Source organism: Acinetobacter sp. TW_SC_4 (assembly GCF_054861205.1).
Genome location: NZ_CM142174.1, coordinates 586,184 through 609,150, shown reverse-complemented (window position 1 = coordinate 609,150; position 22,967 = coordinate 586,184). Strand labels below are relative to the sequence as shown.

18 protein-coding genes are annotated in these 22,967 nt (G+C 43.8%); 9 read left to right on the top strand and 9 right to left on the bottom strand.

Features of this window, described 5'->3' with window-relative positions:
- Positions 1-11: 11 nt before the first annotated feature.
- Positions 12-839, top strand: a complete 828-nt coding sequence (locus ACWM1W_RS02910) for a carbon-nitrogen hydrolase family protein (protein WP_375726031.1) — start codon at positions 12-14, stop codon at positions 837-839.
- Positions 840-957: 118 nt separating this feature from the next.
- Positions 958-1,383 carry an organic hydroperoxide resistance protein gene (locus ACWM1W_RS02905; protein WP_159123044.1) on the top strand — a complete coding sequence of 142 codons (426 nt, stop codon included), beginning with the start codon at positions 958-960 and terminating at the stop codon, positions 1,381-1,383.
- A gap of 172 nt (positions 1,384-1,555) precedes the next feature.
- Here ACWM1W_RS02905 and gspE read toward each other — a convergent pair whose 3' ends face one another.
- Entirely contained in the window at positions 1,556-3,043 is a 1,488-nt protein-coding gene (gspE, locus tag ACWM1W_RS02900) for a type II secretion system ATPase GspE (protein ID WP_180002879.1), read from the bottom strand.
- A 102-nt stretch (positions 3,044-3,145) separates the two neighbouring features.
- On the opposite strand from gspE, the gene ACWM1W_RS02895 reads away from it, so the two are divergent.
- Together ACWM1W_RS02895 and ACWM1W_RS02890 are read left to right on the top strand one after the other, a co-directional pair.
- The gene (locus ACWM1W_RS02895) at positions 3,146-3,967 is read left to right on the top strand and encodes a hypothetical protein (protein WP_005233965.1); all 822 of its coding nucleotides are present in this window, start codon (positions 3,146-3,148) and stop codon (positions 3,965-3,967) included.
- Between the two features lie 9 nt (positions 3,968-3,976).
- Positions 3,977-4,900: a mechanosensitive ion channel family protein gene (locus ACWM1W_RS02890; RefSeq protein ID WP_005233958.1), complete on the top strand. Its 924-nt coding sequence runs from the start codon at positions 3,977-3,979 to the stop codon at positions 4,898-4,900.
- 150 nt (positions 4,901-5,050) lie between these two features.
- On the opposite strand, the gene ACWM1W_RS02885 is transcribed toward ACWM1W_RS02890, so the two are convergent.
- Entirely contained in the window at positions 5,051-7,756 is a 2,706-nt protein-coding gene (locus ACWM1W_RS02885; RefSeq protein WP_375726032.1) for a DUF2339 domain-containing protein, read from the bottom strand.
- 161 nt (positions 7,757-7,917) lie between these two features.
- Here ACWM1W_RS02885 and polA point away from each other — a divergent pair, with 161 nt between their 5' ends.
- Together polA and ACWM1W_RS02875 are read left to right on the top strand one after the other, a co-directional pair.
- On the top strand, positions 7,918-10,683 hold the full coding sequence (gene polA / locus ACWM1W_RS02880) for a DNA polymerase I (protein WP_375726033.1): 2,766 nt from the start codon (positions 7,918-7,920) through the stop codon (positions 10,681-10,683).
- Positions 10,684-10,908: 225 nt separating this feature from the next.
- On the top strand, positions 10,909-12,060 hold the full coding sequence (locus ACWM1W_RS02875) for an IS4-like element ISAbe18 family transposase (protein WP_004646736.1): 1,152 nt from the start codon (positions 10,909-10,911) through the stop codon (positions 12,058-12,060).
- Positions 12,061-12,111: 51 nt separating this feature from the next.
- Here ACWM1W_RS02875 and ACWM1W_RS02870 read toward each other — a convergent pair whose 3' ends face one another.
- Genes ACWM1W_RS02870 through ppx form a run of 5 tightly spaced genes read right to left on the bottom strand, consistent with a single transcriptional unit; the run spans position 12,112 to position 17,232 of the window.
- Positions 12,112-12,681, bottom strand: a complete 570-nt coding sequence (locus ACWM1W_RS02870) for a YggT family protein (protein ID WP_004783550.1) — start codon at positions 12,679-12,681, stop codon at positions 12,112-12,114.
- Between the two features lie 32 nt (positions 12,682-12,713).
- The gene (gene proC, locus ACWM1W_RS02865) at positions 12,714-13,544 is read right to left on the bottom strand and encodes a pyrroline-5-carboxylate reductase (RefSeq protein WP_180033841.1); all 831 of its coding nucleotides are present in this window, start codon (positions 13,542-13,544) and stop codon (positions 12,714-12,716) included.
- Between the two features lie 2 nt (positions 13,545-13,546).
- Positions 13,547-14,920, bottom strand: coding sequence for a tRNA lysidine(34) synthetase TilS (tilS, locus tag ACWM1W_RS02860; RefSeq protein WP_081402662.1), 1,374 nt, complete (start codon positions 14,918-14,920; stop codon positions 13,547-13,549).
- Positions 14,857-15,681 carry an acetyl-CoA carboxylase carboxyltransferase subunit alpha gene (locus ACWM1W_RS02855; protein WP_004783557.1) on the bottom strand — a complete coding sequence of 275 codons (825 nt, stop codon included), beginning with the start codon at positions 15,679-15,681 and terminating at the stop codon, positions 14,857-14,859. Before ACWM1W_RS02855 ends, tilS begins: the two co-directional genes overlap by 64 nt.
- Before the next feature lie 30 nt (positions 15,682-15,711).
- Positions 15,712-17,232: an exopolyphosphatase gene (ppx, locus tag ACWM1W_RS02850; protein ID WP_375726034.1), complete on the bottom strand. Its 1,521-nt coding sequence runs from the start codon at positions 17,230-17,232 to the stop codon at positions 15,712-15,714.
- Positions 17,233-17,493: 261 nt separating this feature from the next.
- On the opposite strand from ppx, the gene trxA reads away from it, so the two are divergent.
- The 3 genes from trxA (at position 17,494) to ACWM1W_RS02835 (ending at position 20,110) form a co-directional block, all read left to right on the top strand.
- A complete protein-coding gene (gene trxA / locus ACWM1W_RS02845) occupies positions 17,494-17,820 on the top strand; it encodes a thioredoxin (RefSeq protein WP_034170825.1) in 327 nt (108 codons plus the stop codon).
- Positions 17,821-18,141: 321 nt separating this feature from the next.
- Entirely contained in the window at positions 18,142-19,410 is a 1,269-nt protein-coding gene (gene rho, locus ACWM1W_RS02840; RefSeq protein WP_004783562.1) for a transcription termination factor Rho, read from the top strand.
- A 403-nt stretch (positions 19,411-19,813) separates the two neighbouring features.
- Positions 19,814-20,110, top strand: a complete 297-nt coding sequence (locus ACWM1W_RS02835) for a hypothetical protein (RefSeq protein WP_180014356.1) — start codon at positions 19,814-19,816, stop codon at positions 20,108-20,110.
- An 87-nt stretch (positions 20,111-20,197) separates the two neighbouring features.
- Here ACWM1W_RS02835 and ACWM1W_RS02830 read toward each other — a convergent pair whose 3' ends face one another.
- Entirely contained in the window at positions 20,198-20,494 is a 297-nt protein-coding gene (locus ACWM1W_RS02830; RefSeq protein ID WP_004783565.1) for an integration host factor subunit alpha, read from the bottom strand.
- Positions 20,491-22,872, bottom strand: a complete 2,382-nt coding sequence (gene pheT, locus ACWM1W_RS02825; RefSeq protein WP_375726035.1) for a phenylalanine--tRNA ligase subunit beta — start codon at positions 22,870-22,872, stop codon at positions 20,491-20,493. Before pheT ends, ACWM1W_RS02830 begins: the two co-directional genes overlap by 4 nt.
- Between the last annotated feature and the right edge of the window lie 95 nt (positions 22,873-22,967).

Here is a 22,967-nt window from a genome sequence, read left to right as displayed (position 1 = left end):
AAGGAATCCCTATGACTTTACTTTCTGTTGCACAAATGAATTCCCAGAATGAAATTGAGCAAAATTTCATGACCATCGAATCATTAATTCAACAAAGTAAAGCACAAGGCGCTGAAATTATTGTCTTTCCTGAAAATTTCGTCTGTTTTGCTGCTGGTAAACAGCGCGAAACCGCTGCTCAGTTCGAGAGCATTCAACAACGTCTGGAACAGCTGGCTCATCAATATCAGATCTGGATTATCGCGGGGACATTACCCTGTCCTTATCGTCCTGATGGTTCGATTATTGAAGATGACCGGGTTCGAACCGTAAGTCTATGTATTAGCCCAGAAAAAACTGAAGCCCGCTATGACAAGATTCACCTCTTTGATGTACAGGTCGGTGATGCTGTTGGTGGCTATCAGGAATCCCAATTTTTTGAACCAGGTACCGATATTGTTGTTGCGAAAACGCCTTTTGGCAATATCGGTATGATGGTCTGCTATGACCTGCGTTTCCCTGAACTCGCGCTTCATTTACGTGGCCAAGGCGCGAATATTTTAACTGCGCCATCTGCCTTTACTTACACCACTGGCCAAATGCACTGGCAATTATTATTGCAAGCACGTGCTATGGATACCCAATGCACAGTTCTCGGTGCTGCTCAACAGGGTTGGCATGGTGAAAAACGTCAAACTTGGGGACATGCCGCTGCCACAAACAGCCGTGGTCAACTTCTCGATATGGTGCATGCGGAAGGCGCACAGATTATTACGGTTGATTTTGATTTGACTGAGCAGGCCAAAGTGCGTGAGTCTATGCCACTCATGCAGCATCACAAGTTATTACAATTTTCTTAAGTCAGACTTTCTACTGCATTCTCATTCGCTTGCATAAATTAACAAAATCCCTGCTTATTCTTCCCTAGAAATTATGGAGCATAGAAGTTCCATAAAAGAACAAGCAGGAAATACTCTCATGTCATTAGAAAAAGCAGTATATACCGCACGTGCCAAAGCTACAGGCGGTCGAGATGGCCGTGCAACCTCTGACGATCAGATTCTGGATGTAAAACTGGCAGTGCCTAAGGAAATGGGTGGCCCAGGTGGCGGAACCAATCCTGAACAATTGTTCGCTGCAGGTTATTCAGCCTGTTTTTTAGGTGCCATGAAGTTTGTTGCCAACCGGGATAAAATCAATATTAGCAAAGATGCCTATATTGAGGGTGAAGTTGGCATTGGTCCGATTCCTACCGGTTTTGGTATTGAAGTGACTTTAAATGTTCATTTAGAAGGCATGGAACAGGAAGAAGCTCAAAAGCTGGTCGATGCCGCACACATCGTTTGTCCTTATTCAAATGCAACCCGTAACAATATTGATGTTACTTTGAATGTCATCACCTAAGTCTAAATAAATATTTGACTCTCTATCCTGAAAAATCAGAAGTCATTTCAGGATAGAGCTGATCATTCTTATAAAATTTTGATCAAAATTGCTTTATGCTATTTAATAGAAAATGATCATTTGAGATATTTATTTAAGAAAACAGTGCCTTCCTATCCCATCGAATAAAAATTTACTCTGCCGCCTCATTGGTTACACGCAGAACTTCTTCAATCGTGGTTTTACCAGCCAGCACTTTACGTAAACCATCATCGCGAATTGAACCTGATTGCTGACGTGCATAGGTTTCCAGCTCATATTCAGCCGCATTGCCATGAATCAGACGGCGCATATGTTCATCAACCGGTACAATTTCATAAATGGCAGTACGTCCACTAAAGCCGGTATTCCCACAGCGTTCACAACCGTGCGGTTGAGGTAATCTTAAATCCTGTGGATGCTCAATATGTTCAAACAGATTTTGCTCAAATGCATCTGCATCCTTCCAGGTCGCACAATGTGGACATAAGGTACGCACCAGACGCTGAGCAACTACGCCAATTAAAGAGCTGGATAGTAAGAATGGCTCAATTCCCATATCTTTTAAACGCGTCACTGCACCAATCGCAGTATTGGTATGTAGTGTTGATAATACCAGGTGACCAGTCAATGATGCCTGAACTGCAATTTCTGCAGTTTCCAGATCACGGATTTCCCCCACCATCACCACATCTGGATCCTGACGTAACATGGCTTTTAAGGCACGGGCAAAGGTCATATCGACTTTGGTATTTACCTGAGTCTGACCAATCCCTTCTAACTGATATTCCACTGGATCTTCAGCTGTCAGAATATTTTTGGAACCATCATTTAGATCAGAGAGTGCTGCATATAAGGTGGTGGTCTTACCCGAACCGGTAGGTCCAGTCACCAGAATAATACCATGAGGACGATGCACCAGGGTCTTGAGTCGATCATAATCGTTATTCATCAAGCCCAGATGAGTCATATTCAGACGGCCAGCCTGCTTATCCAGCAAACGCATCACCACCCGCTCACCATAAGAAGATGGCAAGGTCGAAACACGAACATCGACTTCGCGACCTGCCAGACGCAAGGAAATACGGCCATCCTGAGGAATCCGTTTTTCCGCAATATCCAGCTTGGCCATGACCTTGATCCGTGATACCAGTAATGGTGCCAGCTCACGACGCGGCTGCACAATTTCACGTAGTTGCCCATCGACACGCAAGCGTACAGAAAGTCGTTTTTCGAAGGATTCCACATGAATATCTGAGGCGCCAACACGGATTGCTTCAGACAACAAGGCATTGATCAGACGGACAATAGGCGCATCATCCTCCTGATCCATCAGATCTTCGGCTTCAGGGACCGAATCAGCAAGGCTTAATAAATCCGGGTGATCTTCCAGACCAGCCGCGACCTGCTGTGACTCACCACTATCGCCGGCAAAACTGGAACTGAGTAACTGATTGAATTCTTGTTCTGTACAATGTTGATACTGAGCCGGATGACCCAGCAAACGGCGTGCTTCCTGTAATGCAAGCATAGATGTATTGTCACGACGGACAATAAAAGCCTGATCTCCCTCATAACGCAATAGCACACCATGACGTTTCGCAAAGCTATACGGGATTTGTAATTGTTTCAGTACTTGCATCGCAGATTATAATAATGATGAAAAAATTTAAATTGAGTGTACTCTAAGCATATGACAGCGTGAAGTATGTTTTCAAAGATTTAGTAAGAAAGGATGCCAACATTGCCGCAAGATCAAGAGGAATTAAACCTGCAGTCTCCCAGAATTCAATGGTGGGGAGAGCAAAGTTTTGAAATTAACGAGTCCAAGGCTTGGCAATTTGGCTCTCTGCTGTTTCGTTTGACCAGAGGTTTGCAGGAATGGCGACTGGAATATTATCGTCCGACGGTGCAGTACGATTATGAACAGCAATGGCATCAGATTAATGATCCACTGTTTGCATTTCCGAAACCGGTGAAAATTGAACGCTATATGTTCAAATCTACCCAAAGCAAGTTACAGCTTATGCCGCGTCTGGCGAATCGCTCCGTAGTAATTAAACCGGTTGATCCGATTTATATTCCGGCTGGACAACGTGGAACCCTCTATATCAGCACCCCGCTATGGATTGCCGGTTTTGTCGAAGGTCAACGTGAACCGATTTTTGATCTTCCAGTGATTTTACCGAAAGACACCTGGTTTGGACCCAATCATCGTTCCGGTGAAATTTGCTATGCTACCGCAGTTGACGGAAGAACCGAGCTCCAACAATTACGTCCTCGTGCATTCCGTGCTGTGACCCCGATTGAATTTCATAATACCAGTCAGCAGCAACTGCGTTTCGATCGGATGAATGTTCCAGTACCTGCATTGCCTCTCTTTTATAGTGCCAGCACTGAACGTTTATGGACCTCGCAGATTAAGGTTCTGCATGAAGGTCTGGATCGCCCCCCCCGGATCCGGGTGGAAAACCGTACCCCGCCCAATGCGGGTGAAGTGGATTATTTACACCCACCGCGTGATCCAGCGGGAAATTTATTTAATATGTTTGATTCATTTTTCTAAGAGCGTGTGATGCCAAATTCGAATATTCCAACCGAAGTCACCAACAGTCTCAAGGGAGTATTTACCAATATTAATACGGATCGCCTGACTGAAATTGTCGTCGCGGTTGTGCTGTGTTTTATTGGTTTCCTGATCGCACGTTTTTTCTCGAATGCTTTTATCCGTACTATCGGTATACGCTTTAATGCGCATCAGCAAATGGTCTGGCGCCGCGGGATTTTCTACTTTATTTTCCTGTTGTTTGTGATGGCGAGTTTGAAGGAAGCCGGCTTTAAACTCAGTGTTTTCCTCGGTGCAGCGGGTATTTTAACTGTGGCTTTGGGTTTCGCTTCTCAAACCTCTGCATCCAACCTGATCAGCGGTATCTTCCTGATTGGTGAAGGATCTTTTGAGGTCGGTGATACCATTCAGATTACACTGATTCGTGGACATACCGTTGAAGGTGAAGTGATTTCGATTGATCTGCTCTCGGTTAAACTGCTTACTCAAGATAATATCTATATACGTTTGCCGAACGAACAACTGATTCGGGCTCCGGTACACAACCTGTCCAAGTTTCCAATCCGGCGTATTCCGATTACCTTGGCTATTAATTTTCATGAAGACATCATCAAGGTGCGTGAAGTACTGCTTGATGTTGCCAATAAATATCCGCTGGTTCTGGCCGATCCAAAGCCTGCAGTCACAGTCACCGCCTTCCGTGAATCTTCGATTGAACTTTTGTTTGCGATTTGGTGTCAGCAGGAAAATTATCTGAAAGTCCGTGATGAAATGCAGGAACGGATTCGAAATGGCTTTCTCGATAACCAGATTGAAATTCCGGTACCGAAAATGGGCTTTGTTGATCATCCACTGGCTCGCCCACTGGAAAATGAAGACGTTGATCAATATGCCAATGAGAAGGAGCTGAAGAGAGAGCCGGATTTAAAATAACTTTTTCTAAATCCCTCCTCACCTCCCTTTACTAAGGGAGGAACTGTCATAAAAAGCCTGTCTTTCTTTTACATATCGCTTAAAGCTGTGCTTTAAGCTCGTTCAGGGTTTGGGGAGATTAAATTAACGCTCAAATCGAGTAATTTAGATTCAAACCCTTTTCTCTCCATCCGGCATTGGTGCTATATACGCAATCAGTAGCATGACCCCACCGGCCAGCAAGAATGAAATCACACGTGTCAGTGTACCGGTATGAGACAGGTCGAATAACACCAGCTTCAAGCTGACGATCACCAGAATACTGCCTCCTAAAATCCACATTGGTTTAAGCCTTTTTAGCGTAGCCGTCCACATGGTTGCCCAAGCCAACAATACCCAAAGAATCGTCAAGCTTAGCTGCACCGTAGCATTGCTCCATAATTCCAGACTATTAAATGGTATTTGCAGATAGATATGTAGAGCCCGTAATACAATATAGCTCGACAGCCATAACAGGCTTAGCACCATCAGTACCGACATCATACCGCGATCGTGTCCTGCCCGAATCTGCTGCAACAGCATCCATAGGAAACTGGCAAGCATGGCCAGACTGATCAGATCAAATGGATTGAATAGAGGCAGCCAGTAATATTGGAAAGCTTGCTGGTTAAACAGCTGTGAGCATATTAACCAAGCTCCCATTAACACTAAGCAGTTTTTACTCTGCCAGAGTAAGCGCCACTCTGAATTTTCTTTTTGCCGGTAACACCAGAACCAGAATACAAGAGGCAGAATTACCATACTGAGATAAGGCATGCTCGGTATTAGGCATAAACTGGCTAAAGCCAGGCTGGCAAAAACACCAAAGCTCATCCACTCTTTGGATAAATCAATCCCTTTCACCGGTCTTAACCATAAAGCAGCCAGCAATAATGATGAAAGTGCAAAGATTCCACGCTCCAAAGCACTTGGCCAAACCAGAATCCCATTTTCGCTATGATCAACAGCCAGCAAAATCGCAATGATCACCAATGGCGTAAGACTGCTCCATTTTGGCAATAACCAGCACCATTCCTGATGCTTGCGTTGTATGATTTCACTTAGAACCGTATGACCCAGTGCAAGACTGAATAAACTATAAATATAGGTCTGCTCATGAGCAAATTCATCTTCAAGCAAGGCAAACAACATCAAAATTCCAGCAAAACTGAGAATGCTCAGAAAACTGATACTTAAACTATTCAGCTGCTGGCGATATTTGGCTTTAAGCTGACTCAGGAAGACGACGGCGACATAACAGAAGCTGAGAATCCAGAAAATTTCCCGCGGTGTGGGATTAAGCTCAATCAGATAGTAAACACTACTGAAGCCTGCCATGATCAGCAGTCCCATACTCAGATAATGCGCAACCCGAATATTCTTTTCCAATGCCCAGAGATAAATTAGTACTCCTTCAACCGCCCAACCGACTACGCTCCACTGCTCTGTCAATAAAATGGGTGGAACCAAAGCCAGAAAGATCAGCATCAAGCTGAGATAACTTTGGGAAATGACCTGAATACTTTCTCTACGACGCACTAAAGTCCAACAGATTGCAAATATCCCGGCAAATAACAGACTAAATCCGGCTTGCCAAAGCTTTTGATCAGGCTGATTGAAATGAATCAGATACAGGAAAATATAGGCGGTAATCGGTGCAGCGAAAATTAGGGCAAGATCCAGAACCGGTTTTAAACGAAAACGGGAAAGATCCTGCCGGGCCAGTAACTGGCTAAAGCGAAAGCCCAGCCAGATGAATACCGCACTATGTGCCAGAATCAGAGTCGTCATCGTATAACGTTCGTATGTATGACCATGAATCAGGCTATACATTCCACCTACTATGACTGTGACCAGAAAAGCAATCTGGTTCAGGATTTTCCAGGGCCGCAAACTGCTGAGTAACAGCACGCCGATATTAATCAGCAGATAATAACTGATGAACTCAACCGCAGAAGCATCTCGGGTCGGCAAGGTAAACGGCGCCAGATAGGCAATGAATAAGGCCATGACTGCCAGCTCAATACTTTCCTGTTTCAAGCTTAAGTACAGCGTAATTGCCAAAATGACCAAGAACACCAGAGCTGCCAGTGGCAACGTGGCAATCACCAGATTGTAATAGGCAAAGAACAAGGTCAGAAATAGTGCCCCTAATCCCAAGCCTTCTAGTGCCAGACCGAAACTGCGGTTTTTAGCGATCAGGGTATAACCCAATCCGGTCACAACAACAGCAGATAAAGCGACCAGTCCTAATTTTACCGCCAAGCTCAGCTGCCAGTGCTCTGTTGCAAAACGAAGTAATAAAATGATTCCGATTACCAAAATGGCGATCGCAGCTTTGAGAACTGGATTTCCGCGAAAAATCCACTGTTGGATCTGATCCAGCAATTGTGATTGATCTGGACTAGCTTGAGCAGCAATAGGTAAAGGAATATCTGGTTGAGTGATTTCTGGATGTGTCTGATCTGCTGATCGGTAACGAGATTGCAACTGGATAATATTACGTTCCAAACGTTGTAGCCAGCGTAATAGAAAGAAAATCCAGGCGGTAATACCAATGCCCATGAGCCAGTTAAGCTCAGTCACGCCTCCGACAATGGCGATAATAGAAGAAATATATAGCGGTATTTTAGAATTGGCTGACATAATCACCTGCGTCGGTGCTGCCAGATCCCGCATGGGCGCTTCAATGGCACTGATAAATTGTATCACGCTGATCAGGAAACCCAGACCAGTGAGATAAGTCACGATCTGCAATTCCAGATACCATGCACTTATTCCCACAATTACCAGACTAATCAGCCAGATCATACGCAATTCATTTTGCCCTGCCGTCATTCTTCTCGTTCTCGTTCCTTAACCATGTCATCATACAACAGCTTGTACTGCTTATTTCATCTTCACCCAATATTCGCTAAGCTGTAGAAACCGACTTGCCCCTGCGAGTGCAGTAAAAATCACGTACAATAAAACTGTTTTTTGAATAAGGAATTGATTACATGCCACCATTTGTCTTGGTCGATGGCTCTTACTTTTTATTTCGTGCCTTTCATGCACTACCACCATTAACCACGTCAACCGGTCTGCACACCAATGCAATTCGTGGTGCAATTTCTGCTATTCAAAAACTGATGCGCCGTACCCAGCCAACCCATATGGCGGTGATTTTCGACACGCCTGAACCGACTTTTCGTCACGAGCTATCACCTATTTATAAAGGTGACCGTCCGAGCATGCCGGAAGAACTGTCACAGCAAATTCCATACTTACATGCCTTGATTCGCGCATTAGGCATTCCCCTGCATATGCTGCCAGGTGCGGAAGCCGATGACATTATTGGTACACTGGCTAAACGTGCTGAAGCTTTAGGTCATCAGGTACTGATTTCAACTGGTGATAAAGACATGGCACAGCTGGTGACTGATAAAGTGACCCTGGAAGACAGTTTCAAAGAAAAACCAATGGATGTTGATGGGGTTTTTGAAAAGTTTGGTGTATGGCCGAACCAGATCATTGACTACCTGACCCTGATGGGCGATGCCTCAGACGGGATTATGGGTGTGCCTGGGATCGGAGCAAAAACTGCAGCCAAATTACTCAATGAATATGGCTCGATTGGTGGCATTCTGGAAAATGTCGACAAGATCAAAGGTAAAGTGGGTCAGAATATTAAAGACAATACCGATGGCATTGCACTGGATCATCAATTGGCCAGCATCATTTGCGATCTGGATTTAAGCTTCACTTATGATGACCTGAAACTTCAGGATCCAAATGTAGAAGCTTTACGTAATCTGTATACCGAACTGGAATTCCGTAACCAGCTACAATCACTGGACCATCCGAATAATCCAAACAACCGTAATTATAAACAGGCTACTCAATCGATTACTGCCAAAGCCGTACCTGAACCTCAAGAAGCCGATGAGCAGCAAGCGACACTGAGCAGTGATAACGATCAGCTTGGAGAAGCGACATATCATACTGTATTAACTCAGGAAGATTGGGACAAGCTGTTTGAACGTTTAAATACTGAAAAACGCTTTGCTTTTGATACTGAAACCACCAGTTTGGATTATCGTATTGCACAGATTGTCGGTTTTTCGGTGGCTTTTGATGCACAGGATGCCTATTACGTACCATTGGCACATGATTATGAAGGTGCACCAGAACAGCTAAATCGTGAAAAAATTCTGGCTCAGATCAAACCGATTTTAGAAGATGAAGCGATTCAGAAAATTGGCCACCACCTGAAATATGATGCGCATGTTCTGGAAAATCACGGCATTCATCTGGCGGGCTGGTATTTTGATACCATGCTGGCTTCTTATGTGCTGAACTCGGTTGCCACCCGTCATGGCATGGATGATGTGGCTCGTCTGTACTTAAGCCACTTAACCACGACCTATGAACAGGTGGCAGGTAAAGGCGCCAAACAAAAAACTTTCAATAAAATCGAGATCGAAGCCGCAGCACACTACGCCGCAGAAGATGCACATGTGACCTATCGTCTGTTTGAAGTACTCAGCAAAAAGCTGCAGACTTATCCTGAACTGGTCAATATTCTGCATAATATTGAAATGCCAGTAGCCCGTGTGCTGACCAGTATGGAAGAAAATGGCATCCGACTGGATCTGGCTTTTCTGGATCAACTCGGTTGTGAGTTCGCTCAAACCATGCAGAATCTGGAAAATCAGATCACGGAAATAGCCGGTGAAGCGTTTAATGTCAGCTCTCCGAAACAGGTCGGTGAAGTTCTGTTTGATAAACTAGGCCTAAAAGGTGGCAAAAAGACCTCTACCGGTCAGTACAGCACCAGTGAAAGTGTGCTGGAAAAACTGGAACACCCGATTGCTGAACTTATTCTGGAGTATCGGGGTCTGTCTAAACTGAAAAGTACCTATACCGATGGTCTATGCAAGCAGGCCAATAATGAGACCCATCGTGTGCATACCAGTTATCATCAGGCACTGACTGCAACCGGCCGTTTATCGTCTACTGATCCAAACCTGCAGAACATTCCAATTCGTGCGGAAATCGGACGTCAGATTCGTAAGGCCTTTATTGCGCCTGAAGGCCGTGTCTTACTCGCAGCCGATTATTCACAGATTGAATTGCGTCTGATGGCACATTTATCTCAGGATGATGCGCTAGTAGATGCCTTTAACCATGGACAGGACGTGCACCGCCGTACCGCAGCTGAAGTTCTGGGTATCCCGCTTGAAGAAGTAACCAATGATCAGCGTCGTCAGGCTAAAGCCGTGAACTTCGGTCTGCTCTATGGCATGTCTGAATTTGGCCTGACTCGTCAGTTAGGTTTTACTCGTCAGGAATCCCAGGAATATATCAAACAGTATTTCCGTCGTTATCCGGGGATTTATGAATATATGCAGCGTACCCGTCAGGTGGCATTGGAACAAGGCTTCGTTGAAACCATTCTAGGCCGCCGTTTATACACACCTGATATCGATGCCCGTAACATGATGGTCCGCAAAGCCGCTGAACGTGCTGCGATTAATGCACCATTACAAGGTTCGGCTGCAGACACCATTAAAATGGCGATGATTGAGGTTGATAAAATGCTACCTAAAGATCAGGCCAAAATGCTGCTACAAGTCCACGATGAATTGGTGTTTGAAGTCGATGAAGCGATTGCAGATGAACTGGCACCTCAACTGGCTGAAGTGATGCAATCCGTGATTGAAATTTCTGTGCCTTTGGTCGTGGAAGTTGGTAAAGGCATGAACTGGGATGAGGCACACTAATACTAAAGCTCCTTCCTCCTTTTAGGAGGAAGGTTGGGATGGAGGTTATTTAAATTTATAGACCTCACCCTGACCCTCTCCTACAAGGAGAGGGAATTTTCTTGAAATAAAAAAAGGACGCCTAAGCGCACTGCTGTCCCATAGTTTGCTTTAAATAAAAAAACCTGAGTCCTAACAGTTAAAATATGAGTGCATACAAACACTTTAACGACCAGGACTCAGGTTTTGTCACATCAGAATACCGTATTTCATGAGCTAATTAAACCTGTTGTGCGACAGGATTTTGAACAACTTGCTAAAGTACACCATGTTGGACAGAAATTTAGAGCGGCTTCCCGGTGGGATCAGTTTATTGCCATATTGATGTCTCAATTCTCTTGTAGGCAAAGTCTGAGAGATATTCAATCCAATTTGGAGTGCCAACAGGAAAAGCTAAGTCATCTCGGAGCAAAGTCTATTCCCCGAAGCACGCTGGCACGAATCAATGAGCAGCAGCCTGCTGCCTTGTATCAACAGCTATTTTACAAGTTGCTTAAATACTATGAACACTCAAAAGTAGCTCATAAATTTCGCTTTAAGAATCCCTTGTATTCCTTGGATGCCAGTCATATTGACCTGTCGCTTTCCTTATGTGAATGGGCCAAAGTTCACGACTCAAAAGCCAGCATGAAACTCAGTATAGGATTGAATCACAGCAATGATATTCCTGAGTTTGTTGCAGTTGAAAATGGCAAAGAAAATGACATGGTACAAGGCCGCAAATTCCAGTTTCCTGCTGGCAGCATTGTAGTTTTTGATAAAGGCTATGTCGATTACCAATGGTATGCAAATCTGACTGCTCAAAACATTGGATTTGTCACACGTTTTAGGCCTAAATCTGTGTATCAGGTGATCCAGCAACATCCAGTGCTTGAATCCAAAGGTATTCTAAAAGATGAAACCATTCAGCTGAATAGCGCACATGCCCTAAAAAGAAAAGCCCCAGTGTTAAGAAGAATTGAATATAGAGATCAGCAAAGTGGCAAGCACTTTAGCTTTCTCAGCAATAACTTTCATTTAGCCGCCTCTACCATTGCGGCGATTTATAAAGATCGTTGGAAAGTTGAGCTGTTCTTTAAGGCGATTAAGCAGAATCTCAAATTAAAAGCGTTTCTAGGCCGCAGCAGGAACGCAATTCAGACACAAATCTGGATTGCGATGATCGCCTATTTATTGGTGAGTTTCGCTCAACATTTAGGAAAAACAGGTTGGACAGTTCAACGTTTACTCAGAATAATTCAAGTGAATTTGTTTGAAAGAAGAACTTTAAAAGCTTTATTTTCACCCGATAAAATACCCATAAAACAAGAGGAAGCTCAAATGAGCTTCCTCTTGTGAAAAATTGTGGGACAGCAATGCGCCTAAGCGTCCTTTTTCTTTGGGATCTGATTAAAGACCGGTTAGCAATACAATTGCCACCTGGTTCATAATCATTTCAATTACGATCAGTGCCAAAATTGCCAGAATTGGAGACAGATCGATCATTCCCATATTCGGCATGATACGGCGGAACGGTGCCAATAATGGTTCTGCAAGTTCCTGAACCACTTCAATATAAGGTGAGCGGGATTGCGTAAACATCACCACCCAGCTCAAAATAATCGTTGCAAAAATCAGGTAACGACAGAAGCGGATCAAATCCTGCATCATGGTGACGAAGGTTAGAATAAGCAAATGGATTGGACCATTTGGCATTCCCCCGGACAAATACATGATGCCAAAAATTTTCAGCAAATACAGCACGACTAAAAGTGCCAGTGCAGCAGTATTCACCCGGCCTTTACCTGCGGTTGGGAAAATACGCCCAAAAACATCTACAATTTTAGTCGCTTTGACAGTAGATAGAACGACAGGATTATAAGGACTCACCGCGGCCAATTGCATTAAAAAGCGGAAGAATACGAGCAAAATCGCGACGTTAATGATAATGCCAAAAATTAGCGCAGAATTTGCACCCATACTTGAACGTTCCTAAAAATTAAACTGATAGATTATTTGCTATTGTCACTGAGCTCTTGGGCCAGTTCCTGACTACGTTTTTGCGCAGCAGCAAGCGCTGCCTGAATATTCTGAGAAATTTGCGCGCGATCAAATACTTCCAATGCCGCTTGAGTTGTACCATTCGGAGATGTGACATTCTTACGCAGCTCTGCTGGTGTATTAGAACTGGTGATCGCCATTTGCGCTGCCCCCAAAGCAGTTTGCAACGTCAATGCAGTAGCTACTTTTTCATCCAGACCTAAATTCTTGCCTGCACGAATCATGCTTTCCATCATATAGAAGAAATAAGCAGGACCTGAACCGGACACAGCAGTTACGGCATCAATCTGAGCTTCTGAGTTTACCCAAATTGTCAGGCCGGTAGAAGCCAAAACCTGACTCGCCAGCTCACGGTCATCATTACCCACTTCTTCATTGGCAAATAAACCATGTGCACCAGTCTGTACCAATGCGGGTGTATTTGGCATCACACGGACAATACGGTCAGTACCCAATAGCGCAGATAGTGTTGCAATCTCGGCACCAGCGACAATTGAGATCACCAGCTTGCCATCAAGTAAACCTTGAAGTGGTTTTAACACACTAGCTAAAACCTGTGGTTTGACTGCAAACAGGACGATATCCGCATCTTTAATAGCAGCAATATTATCATCAGTGACATTGACTTCTTTTTCTGCAAGAAGTGAGCGTACTTTCTCAACCGGATCAGAAACTGTAATACGCGTTGCTGGCAACCCCTGTGAAATCAGCCCGCCAATCAGAGCTTGAGCCATATTACCGCCACCAATAAAACTAATATTACAATTTAAAGCTGCACTCATGTTTAATGCTCGTCGTTGAATTCTAAAGTTGAAGAAACCGAAATGGGTAGCCACCCCCCTGCCTCACAATATGCAGATTGAGCTAACCAAAATCCTTTAGGTGTAAACACGCCTAGCATAACATTATCTGTGCTTAATATTTGAATAGTATGCCGAGTCCAGGGAAATATTTGCGCTTCCTGAATGGCTTTTTTGAGCGGCCAGTGCCCCATCCGGCCATAGAGATGAATTTTTTCACCCCCCTTCCGTTGACGTAAATACAAGGGTTGTCCTAATAAAGTGGGAGACAATCCTATCTCAGCCCTTTGAATCCCGAATTGACCAGAAGGAAGATGAACCTGATCTTTATTCTGTAAAATGATCTGCTGTTCAGCTACGTTTAGCTGTTGATCAGCCAGATAAACTTCAGCTTTTAGGCGATGTAACTGCTGCTGATAACGCACATAGTAATAACCCGACCAATGTAGCGCTGCCTGAGTATCCTGTTTAGCCTTGATTACTTCAGTCTGTACACGCTTAACCATGTCCAGAGAGGGACGATATTGTCCCTCACCTTTCATCCAGACTGAGAGTAACTGGCGCTGTCGTGCTTTGGATAAACTTAAGAGAGGAGATAAATTGAGAATTTCGTCGTTGCCACAGAATTTTAGATCTTGCTCCAATACTTCTTGCAGAATGTTTTGCGCATCTTGCATCAGTTCACTGGTACGTGCCAAGGCGGACTGCATTTTCGGATAGCGATGACTTAAGACTGGCCATAGCACCTGACGTGCCCAAGCACGGTCATAATGGGTATTCTGATTGGTCGGATCTTCAATATTCTGGATGTTTAAATCTGCTGCCCATTGGCAAATCTGCTCACGGGAAATATCCAGCAGTGGCCGCCAAATGGTTAAATCGTGGCGTATATCGATCGCTTTCATGGCAGCCAGACCATCAATCCCTGCACCAGAAAGTAAGCGCAACATTAAAGTTTCTGCTTGATCTTGCTGATGATGGGCTAAGACCAAAATTTCATCGGGCTGAAGATGTTGTAAATAAGCTTGGTAACGCGATTGGCGAGCCTGAGATTCCAGATTGCCACTGGCAACATGGACGGGCTGAATGATGCAGGGAATATTTAGTTGCTGACACTGTTGATGGACAAAAGCGCTCCATTCCCCGCTGATACTTTGCAATTGATGATCAACATAGATCGCACGGATTTTTTCCGGGCACAAAAAAAACATCAGATGCAGCAACAGCATGGAATCCACGCCGCCACTACATCCGATTAGAAATTTTGTCTCTGCAGGAAAGCCCTGCAGTTGCTTTAAGATGCCAGACCTAAATTGTCGCTGCCAAACTTCATTAAACGTTGGTAACGTGCTTCGCATCGTGCTTGTGGTTCCATTGCTTGCAGTTCATTTAAAGCTTCTTTCAGGACTGCTTTCAGTTGGTACATGACTTCATCCGGATCCAGATGTGCACCTTCACCTTCATCAACGACGTATTCAACAATGCCCATCTTCTGCAATTTTTCAGCAGTTAATGCCAAAGCTTCACTGGCTTGTTCCGCTTTTTCTGCAGTTTTCCACAGAATAGACGCACAACCTTCCGGTGAAATCACTGAATAAATACTGTGAGAGAGCATCACTACACGATCTGCCACGCCAATCCCGAGTGCACCGCCTGAACCACCTTCACCCAGAACAGTGGCAATTACAGGTACTTTCAGATTAGAAAGTTGTGCCAAACTCGATGCAATCGCTTCAGCCTGACCACGCTCTTCCGCACCCACACCGGGGTATGCACCCATGGTATCAATAAAGGTGAAGACTGGCAGATTAAAACGTTCCGCCATATCGAGCAGACGCTGAGCTTTACGGTAACCTTCCGGGTTACTCATTCCAAAATTATGCTGTAATTTTTCACGGGTACTACGACCACGGTGCTGACCCACGATCATCACTGGTTGTCCATCGAAACGTGCCAGACCACCGATCATTGCGCCATCATCACCATAGAGACGGTCGCCATGCAAAGCATCAAATTCAGTGAATATTTCACCTACGTAGTCCAGAAATTGTGGACGTTCCGGATGACGAGCAATCTGTACTGTCGTCCATGCTTTTGATGGGGTAGCTTTATTTTTCATAGGTCAACCGTTTTCATCCCTATAAAGGTATTAATTAACAAATTGTTCAGATTGAACCGAGAGCTCGATCTCCCAATTTTTAAACTGCACCTGTTCATCATGCAGTTCAGCAATCAATAATGGCCATTGTTTGGCATTACCAGAAATGCTGAGCTGCCATTGTTGCGCATTCTTGACCTTAAGTTCAATGGCAGGAAGCATCTCATCACTACGACTGTGATTGACCAAAACCGCCAGACGCAACAGCAAACACAGCTGTAAAAGTTTAGTTCCACCGACTTTCATCACATCATGCTTGGCATCAGCGCGCAATTTACGGCGATGATGTGCGACCAAATGTGACAAATAATTCTGATCTACCTGCGAAAAACCGGCAATGTCAGAATGTTGCAACAAATAGGCACCGTGGCGGTGATAACCACTATGACTGATCGCTAAACCAATTTCGTGCAAATAAGCTGCACGACGAAGTAAATCACTGTCCTCGCTATATAGGCCAAGATCACCTGCTACATCATCAAACAGTTTTTGTGCAGTCTGCACTACACGTTCGGCCTGCTTGGCATCGGCATTATAACGACCAATCAAGGCATGGACTGAACGATCACGTATATCTTCATGCTTGAAACGACCCAAGAGGTCATACATCACACCTTCACGTAATGCTCCATCTGAATAGACCAGATGTGGAATATTCAGTACATCAAATACCGCATATAAAATGGCAATTCCTGCAGGCAAGACTGCACGGCGGTCATCTTTCAGACCTTCAAATTCCATGTCCGAAACATGCTTATATTTGAATAATCTGTCTTTAAGTTTTTCCAGACCTTCACGAGTGAGCTGTTCTTTATCATTGCTCCAGCCCATGTTGACACAGATCTGACGGCAAGCCTTAATCGTACCACTCGAACCAATCACCGCATCCCAACCGGCAGATTTATACGTATTGGCAATGCCTGAAATTTCTTTTCGCGCCGCAGTCACTGCCTTATCAAAGGCTTTATGGGTAATTTCACCATCAGCAAAGAATTTCTTGGTAAAAGTCACACAACCCATCTGCACAGATTCGGTATGAATGGGTTCGAATTCTTCCCCGATAATCAGTTCAGTCGACCCCCCACCGATATCTACCACCAGGCGACGACCAGTATTGGCCATGGTATGTGACACACCGAGATAAATTAGACGCGCTTCTTCACGACCAGCAATAATTTCAATCGGTTTTGGTAAAATTTCAGCCGCTTTCTGAATGAACTCATGACCATTTTTGGCTTGGCGTAATGCATTGGTTGCAACAATCCGTAAACGGTTTGGTTGTACAGAACCCAAACGTCCGACAAAACGGGCCAGACAAGCTAAACCACGCTGCTGTGCGGCTTCAGTTAAATTTTTATTTTCATCCAGTCCCGCAGCAAGCTGAACCTTCTCTGACATTGATGCGACTTTTTTCACTTCGCCATGATCCACCCGGGCAATCGCCAAATGAAAACTGTTTGATCCCATATCGATGGCTGCGAGTAATTCTTCATCAATCAAAAAATCAGACATTCTAGAAATAAACCTTTTAAGAATTGTGCTTAGAGTAATTCACAACCATGCAATTTAAAAGCCATTTGTCAGGACAATTTCGCGTAATTATTTTTTTCATTTATAGGACAATTGTATGAGGCGATGGTGACTATCGTGATCATCCATTAGACAAAACAACATTAAAGCTTGAAAATTTACAGATTCCCCTACATTGTTAAAGATGGCTATGTAATACTAATAATTATAGTCATTTTTATAAAATTAATTCTGGAGCACTCCATGTCTGGCAACATCGTAAACACTACTGACGCAAACTTCGAAGCAGACGTTCTTCAATCAGACGTTCCTGTGCTGGTTGATTTCTGGGCTGGCTGGTGTGCGCCATGTAAAGCTATTGCCCCTGTACTTGAAGTATTGGCTGATGAATATCAAGGCAAAGTGAAAATTGTCAAAGTTGACGTAACGTCTTGCGAACAAACTGCTGTGAACTTCAATATCCGTAACATTCCAGCTTTATTGATGTTCAAAAATGGTGAAGTGGTAGCGACTCAAGTCGGTGCAGTACCAAAATCTAAATTGACTGCATTTATTGATCAAAATATCTAAGCACTAAATGTTCAACTAAAAATACGCGACCAAAGGTTGCGTATTTTTTTCGTCTATAAATTGACAAAAACCTGTTTCTCTCTTATATTTCAACTTCAAGAGATAAAGGATGCTAAATCCTGTCAGTTTCTTACAAGATACATTACATAACATGCCGCTCGGCAATAGAAATTGTTTTCACATTTCTCTTTGAAACAATCAAACAGACCTCTGAATTGTTCTTGTGCAAATTCAATTGCTTTCGTTTGAATGCTTATATGCGGCCGAATGTTACTCCCTTTCTAACCTATACCTTAGAACTTTGATTCTATCTGACCACCTATGAATTTAACCGAACTCAAGAAAAAACCGATTGGCGAACTCATCAAGATTGCCGAGTTTATGGGCCTTGAAGGTATGGCTCGTAACCGTAAGCAAGACATTATTTTTGCCATCTTAAAACGCCATGCAATGAATGGCGAAGAGATTTTTGGTGATGGCGTTCTAGAAATTTTGTCAGATGGTTTTGGCTTCTTACGCTCTGCAGCAGGCTCTTATTTGGCAGGTCCTGACGATATCTATGTCAGCCCATCACAAATTCGACGCTTTAACCTGCGTACGGGTGACACCATTACGGGAACCATTCGTCCGCCTAAAGAGGGTGAGCGTTATTTTGCTTTGCTTAAAGTCAATCAGATTAACTACGATACCCCAGAGAATTCACGTAATAAAATCCTGTTCGAAAACTTAACTCCATTGTTCCCTACTGAACAATTAGTGATGGAACTTGGTAATGGTACGACTGAAGATTTAACTGCACGTGTCGTCGATCTGGTGGCACCCATTGGTAAAGGTCAACGTTCGATTATCGTAGCACCACCAAAAGCTGGTAAAACCATGCTATTACAGAACATCGCGCAATCGATTGTTCGTAACAACCCTGAATGCTTCCTGATTGTCCTTTTGATTGACGAACGTCCTGAAGAAGTCACCGAAATGGAACGTACTGTTCGTGGTGAAGTGGTCGCCTCTACCTTTGATGAATCCCCTGCCCGTCACGTTCAAGTGGCTGAAATGGTGATTGAAAAAGCTAAACGTCTGGTTGAACATAAGAAAGATGTGGTGATTCTGTTGGATTCGATTACCCGTCTGGCACGTGCATATAACACTGTGATTCCTTCATCAGGTAAGGTACTGACCGGTGGTGTAGATGCACATGCACTTGAGCGTCCTAAACGTTTCTTTGGTGCTGCACGTAATATCGAAGAAGGCGGTTCTCTTACAATCATTTCTACTGCACTGATTGAAACCGGCAGTAAAATGGATGAAGTGATCTACGAAGAATTCAAAGGTACAGGTAACCAGGAAATCACGCTGGATCGCCGTATTGCAGAAAAACGTGTCTTCCCTGCGATGAATATCAAGAAATCGGGTACGCGTCGTGAAGAACGTTTGATGTCCGAAGACAAACTGCGTAAAGTTTGGATTCTACGCAAACTCCTGCATACCCAAGATGAACTGGTTGCGATGGAATTCCTGCTGGATCGTATGAAAGAGACCAAGACCAATGATGATTTCTTCGATCAGATGAAACGCAAAGCATCGAACTAAAATTATCGGAAAGGTCATCATTCAAGGTGGCCTTTTTTTATGGTTGACGCATGTTACACAATGAAACAATGTACTGAGATATTTGTAAACTTATTTTTAAGTTTTTGATTATTAAAATAAATAGATAAATAACTGTATAATTTTTATAAGCTTAATAAGCCTTTCTCCAATCTATATCTTTCAATTAATTGTTATTTTCTGTTAAAAAACCCTTAATTTTTATCGTTTTTTCACTGTTTTTGATGTTCCCCTAGTAGCAATTAAAAATGCGCAGTGATAGCATATTTGCAGACCAGTTAGACTGCTCCTGCGTTGTTAGTCCCTAACACTATTAGGAATAATAAAAGCATATTACAGCCTGACTTTGGTTTTTTTTAATCTCAATTTTTTAGAGAGTGATGCCATGTTATTCAAAAAAATCGCTATTGCTGCTGCAGTTGCTACTACTTTAGCTTTCGTTGGTTGTGCTAAAAAAGCTGACGACGCTGCTGCTGACGCTAACCAAGCTGCATCTGAAGCTGTAGAAGCTGCTTCTGAAGCTGAAGCTGCTGCTGACGCTGCTGCTGTAGAAGCTACTTCTGAAGTTGCTGCTTCTGACGCTGCTGCTGTTGCTGAAGCTGACGCTGCTGCTGCTGTTGCTACTGACGCTGCTGCTCAAGCTACTGCTGCTTCTGAAGCTGCTCCAGCTGCTGCTCAATAATCTTTACGATTATTCAGTACAAAAAAGAGAGCCTTTGGCTCTCTTTTTTTATGTAATAAATAAAAATTTAAATATAAAAAAAGCAGATCAATTGATCTGCTCATTCCCCACACGTTGACGGAACTTCTGTCCCGCGCGGAACGTAACAACACGGCGTGCAGAGATCGGAATCTCTTCGCCCGTTTTCGGATTACGGCCTGGACGTTGACGCTTATCACGCAACTCAAAGTTACCGAAACCCGATAATTTTACTTGTTCGCCCGAGATTAGCGCTTGGCTAATCTCGTCGAAAAACAACTCGACCATTTGTTTAGCTTCACGACGGTTTAAACTCGTGAGCTCACTTAAATGATCAGCCATTTCTGCTTTTGTTAATGCTGTCATGAAGCCCTCAATGTCGCTTGGTAAGTGTTTTCCAACACCTGAAGGATATTATCCATACCTGATTTAATTTCAGCATCTTCCAGTGTACGGCTTGGATGCTGCCAGAGAAGTGCAAATGCCAGTGAGCGTTTCCCTTCTTCTACTCCTTGTCCAGTGTACACATCGAACAACCATGTCGAGCCTAGAAGCTCTCCACCTGTTTTTTCGATAAGTCCCTGAATTTCGCTAACATTAATCTTATCACTAATTAAAAGCGCAATATCACGTCGAACCGATGGAAAACGTGATAATTCTGTAAAATTAGATACATAAGTTTGCAAAACAGCCGATTGATCTAATTCAGCGACCCAAGTCATCGCCAAATCGAGCTCATCTTCAAGTGAGGGATGTAAACGACCTAAGTAGCCAATTGACTGACCATTCACTAGAATTTCAGCAGATTGACCAGGATGTAACCAGCTACGTTCAGAACGTACATATTCTACATTCAGACGCGCAGCTGCCAGAATTTCCTCAATATCACCTTTGAAGTCAAAGAAATCCATTGGCTGCGCTTTACCATGCCAAGTTTCAGGTGTACGTGAACCTGTGGCAATCAAGGCAAAAGTTGGAATCTGTTTTAGATCATGAATCGAAGCCGCATTCTGGTAATCAAAACGCAGACCGAGTTCGAAGAAACGTACACGGTTCTGCTGACGGTTGACATTGTACTGTACGCATGGAATCAGGCTAGACAGTAAAGTTGAACGCATCACTGCCAAATCGCTTGAAATTGGGTTCGCCAAAGCCAATGGATTCACCGCTGGATTCAGCTGTTTTTCCAGTTTCAGGTCAGCAAAACTGAAGCTGATCGCTTCCTGATAACCCAAGGTCACGGCTGTTTGACGAAGCTGAGTTAGTTCGAATTGATCTTCATATTTCGCCAACTTCACATCAATGACCGGTAAGCTGATTTGAATATTGTCATAACCGTGAATACGGGCAACTTCTTCAATCAGGTCTTGGTAAATTGCCATATCATAACGGTGTGATGGAGGAACCACTGACCACTGGCCTTCAGCTTTTACAGTCACTTCACAACCTAAACGCGTTAAAGCATCTGTAATGAAATCTGATTCAACTGTATAACCTAATAATTGATCGACTTGAGCTTGTTCTAGCTCAATCGCTTCACGTTTTGGTAACAGCTCTGTTTTTTCAGCTACAATGATTGGACCAAACTCACCGCATGCAAGCTCAGCAATCAACTGAGAAGCACGATGCATTGCAATCATAGGAAGTTCGAAATCGACACCACGTTCATAACGTTGTGACGCATCAGTATGTAGACCGAAACGACGAGCACGGCCCGCAATATGCAATGGCGCAAAGAATGCTGATTCCAGGAAGATTTCAGTGGTTTCATCAGTTACTGATGAAGACAAGCCCCCCATAATCCCTGCAATCGCTAATGCTTTTTCATCATCTGCGATTACCATCACATCATCTTGCAGTTCAACTTCCTGTTCATTTAATAGAACAAGCTTTTCACCTGCAGTCGCTTGACGTACATGTACTGAACCCTGAACCTTACCGCCATCAAACGCATGTAGAGGTTGACCCAGTTCCATTAATACATAGTTGGTGATATCGACCAAAATGCTGTGCTGACGGATACCAGCGCGGACTAATGCACGTTCCATCCACTCAGGAGTTGGTGCTTTGGTATTTACATTTTTGATGATACGGCCCAAATAACGTGGGCAACCTTGAGTTTCAACAACGACTTGCTTTTGATCGGTGATGGTTGCAGCTACTTCTTTAATTTCAGGTGGAGTTACCAGCAACTGGTTAATCACACCAATTTCACGTGCGATCCCGCGAATGCTGAAACAGTCACCACGGTTCGGAGTGATGCTGATATCAATCACGTTGTCATCAAGGTCTAAATATTCACGAACATTCACACCCACCGGTGCATCTGCAGGCAGTTCTAACAAACCATCGATTTTATCTTCAAGATCGATTTCTGAAGCACCGCATAGCATGCCTTGAGATTCAACACCACGCAGTTTGCCTTTCTTGATTTTAAAATCGCCTGGTAATACTGCACCGATGGTAGCTACTGGTGCTTTCATACCCGCACGTACGTTAGGTGCACCACACACGATTTGTAGAGGTTCACCTGAACCAATGTTTACAGTGGTAACACGTAAACGGTCGGCATCTGGATGCTGTTCGACAGTCAGGACTTCACCAACAACCACACCTGTAAACAGTTTTGCCGCAGGTGCAATTTCATCCACTTCAAGACCAAGCATAGTCAACTGGTCAGACAGTTTTTCGCTATCGATGGCTGGGTTAACCCATGTGCGCAGCCAATTTTCGCTAATTTTCATTTCTTTAAAACCTATAAATTAATCTTTTAAATCCCCCTCTAACTCCCCCTTTTACAAAGGGGGAGAACCCTGAGTCACATAAGGACAGCCCCCTC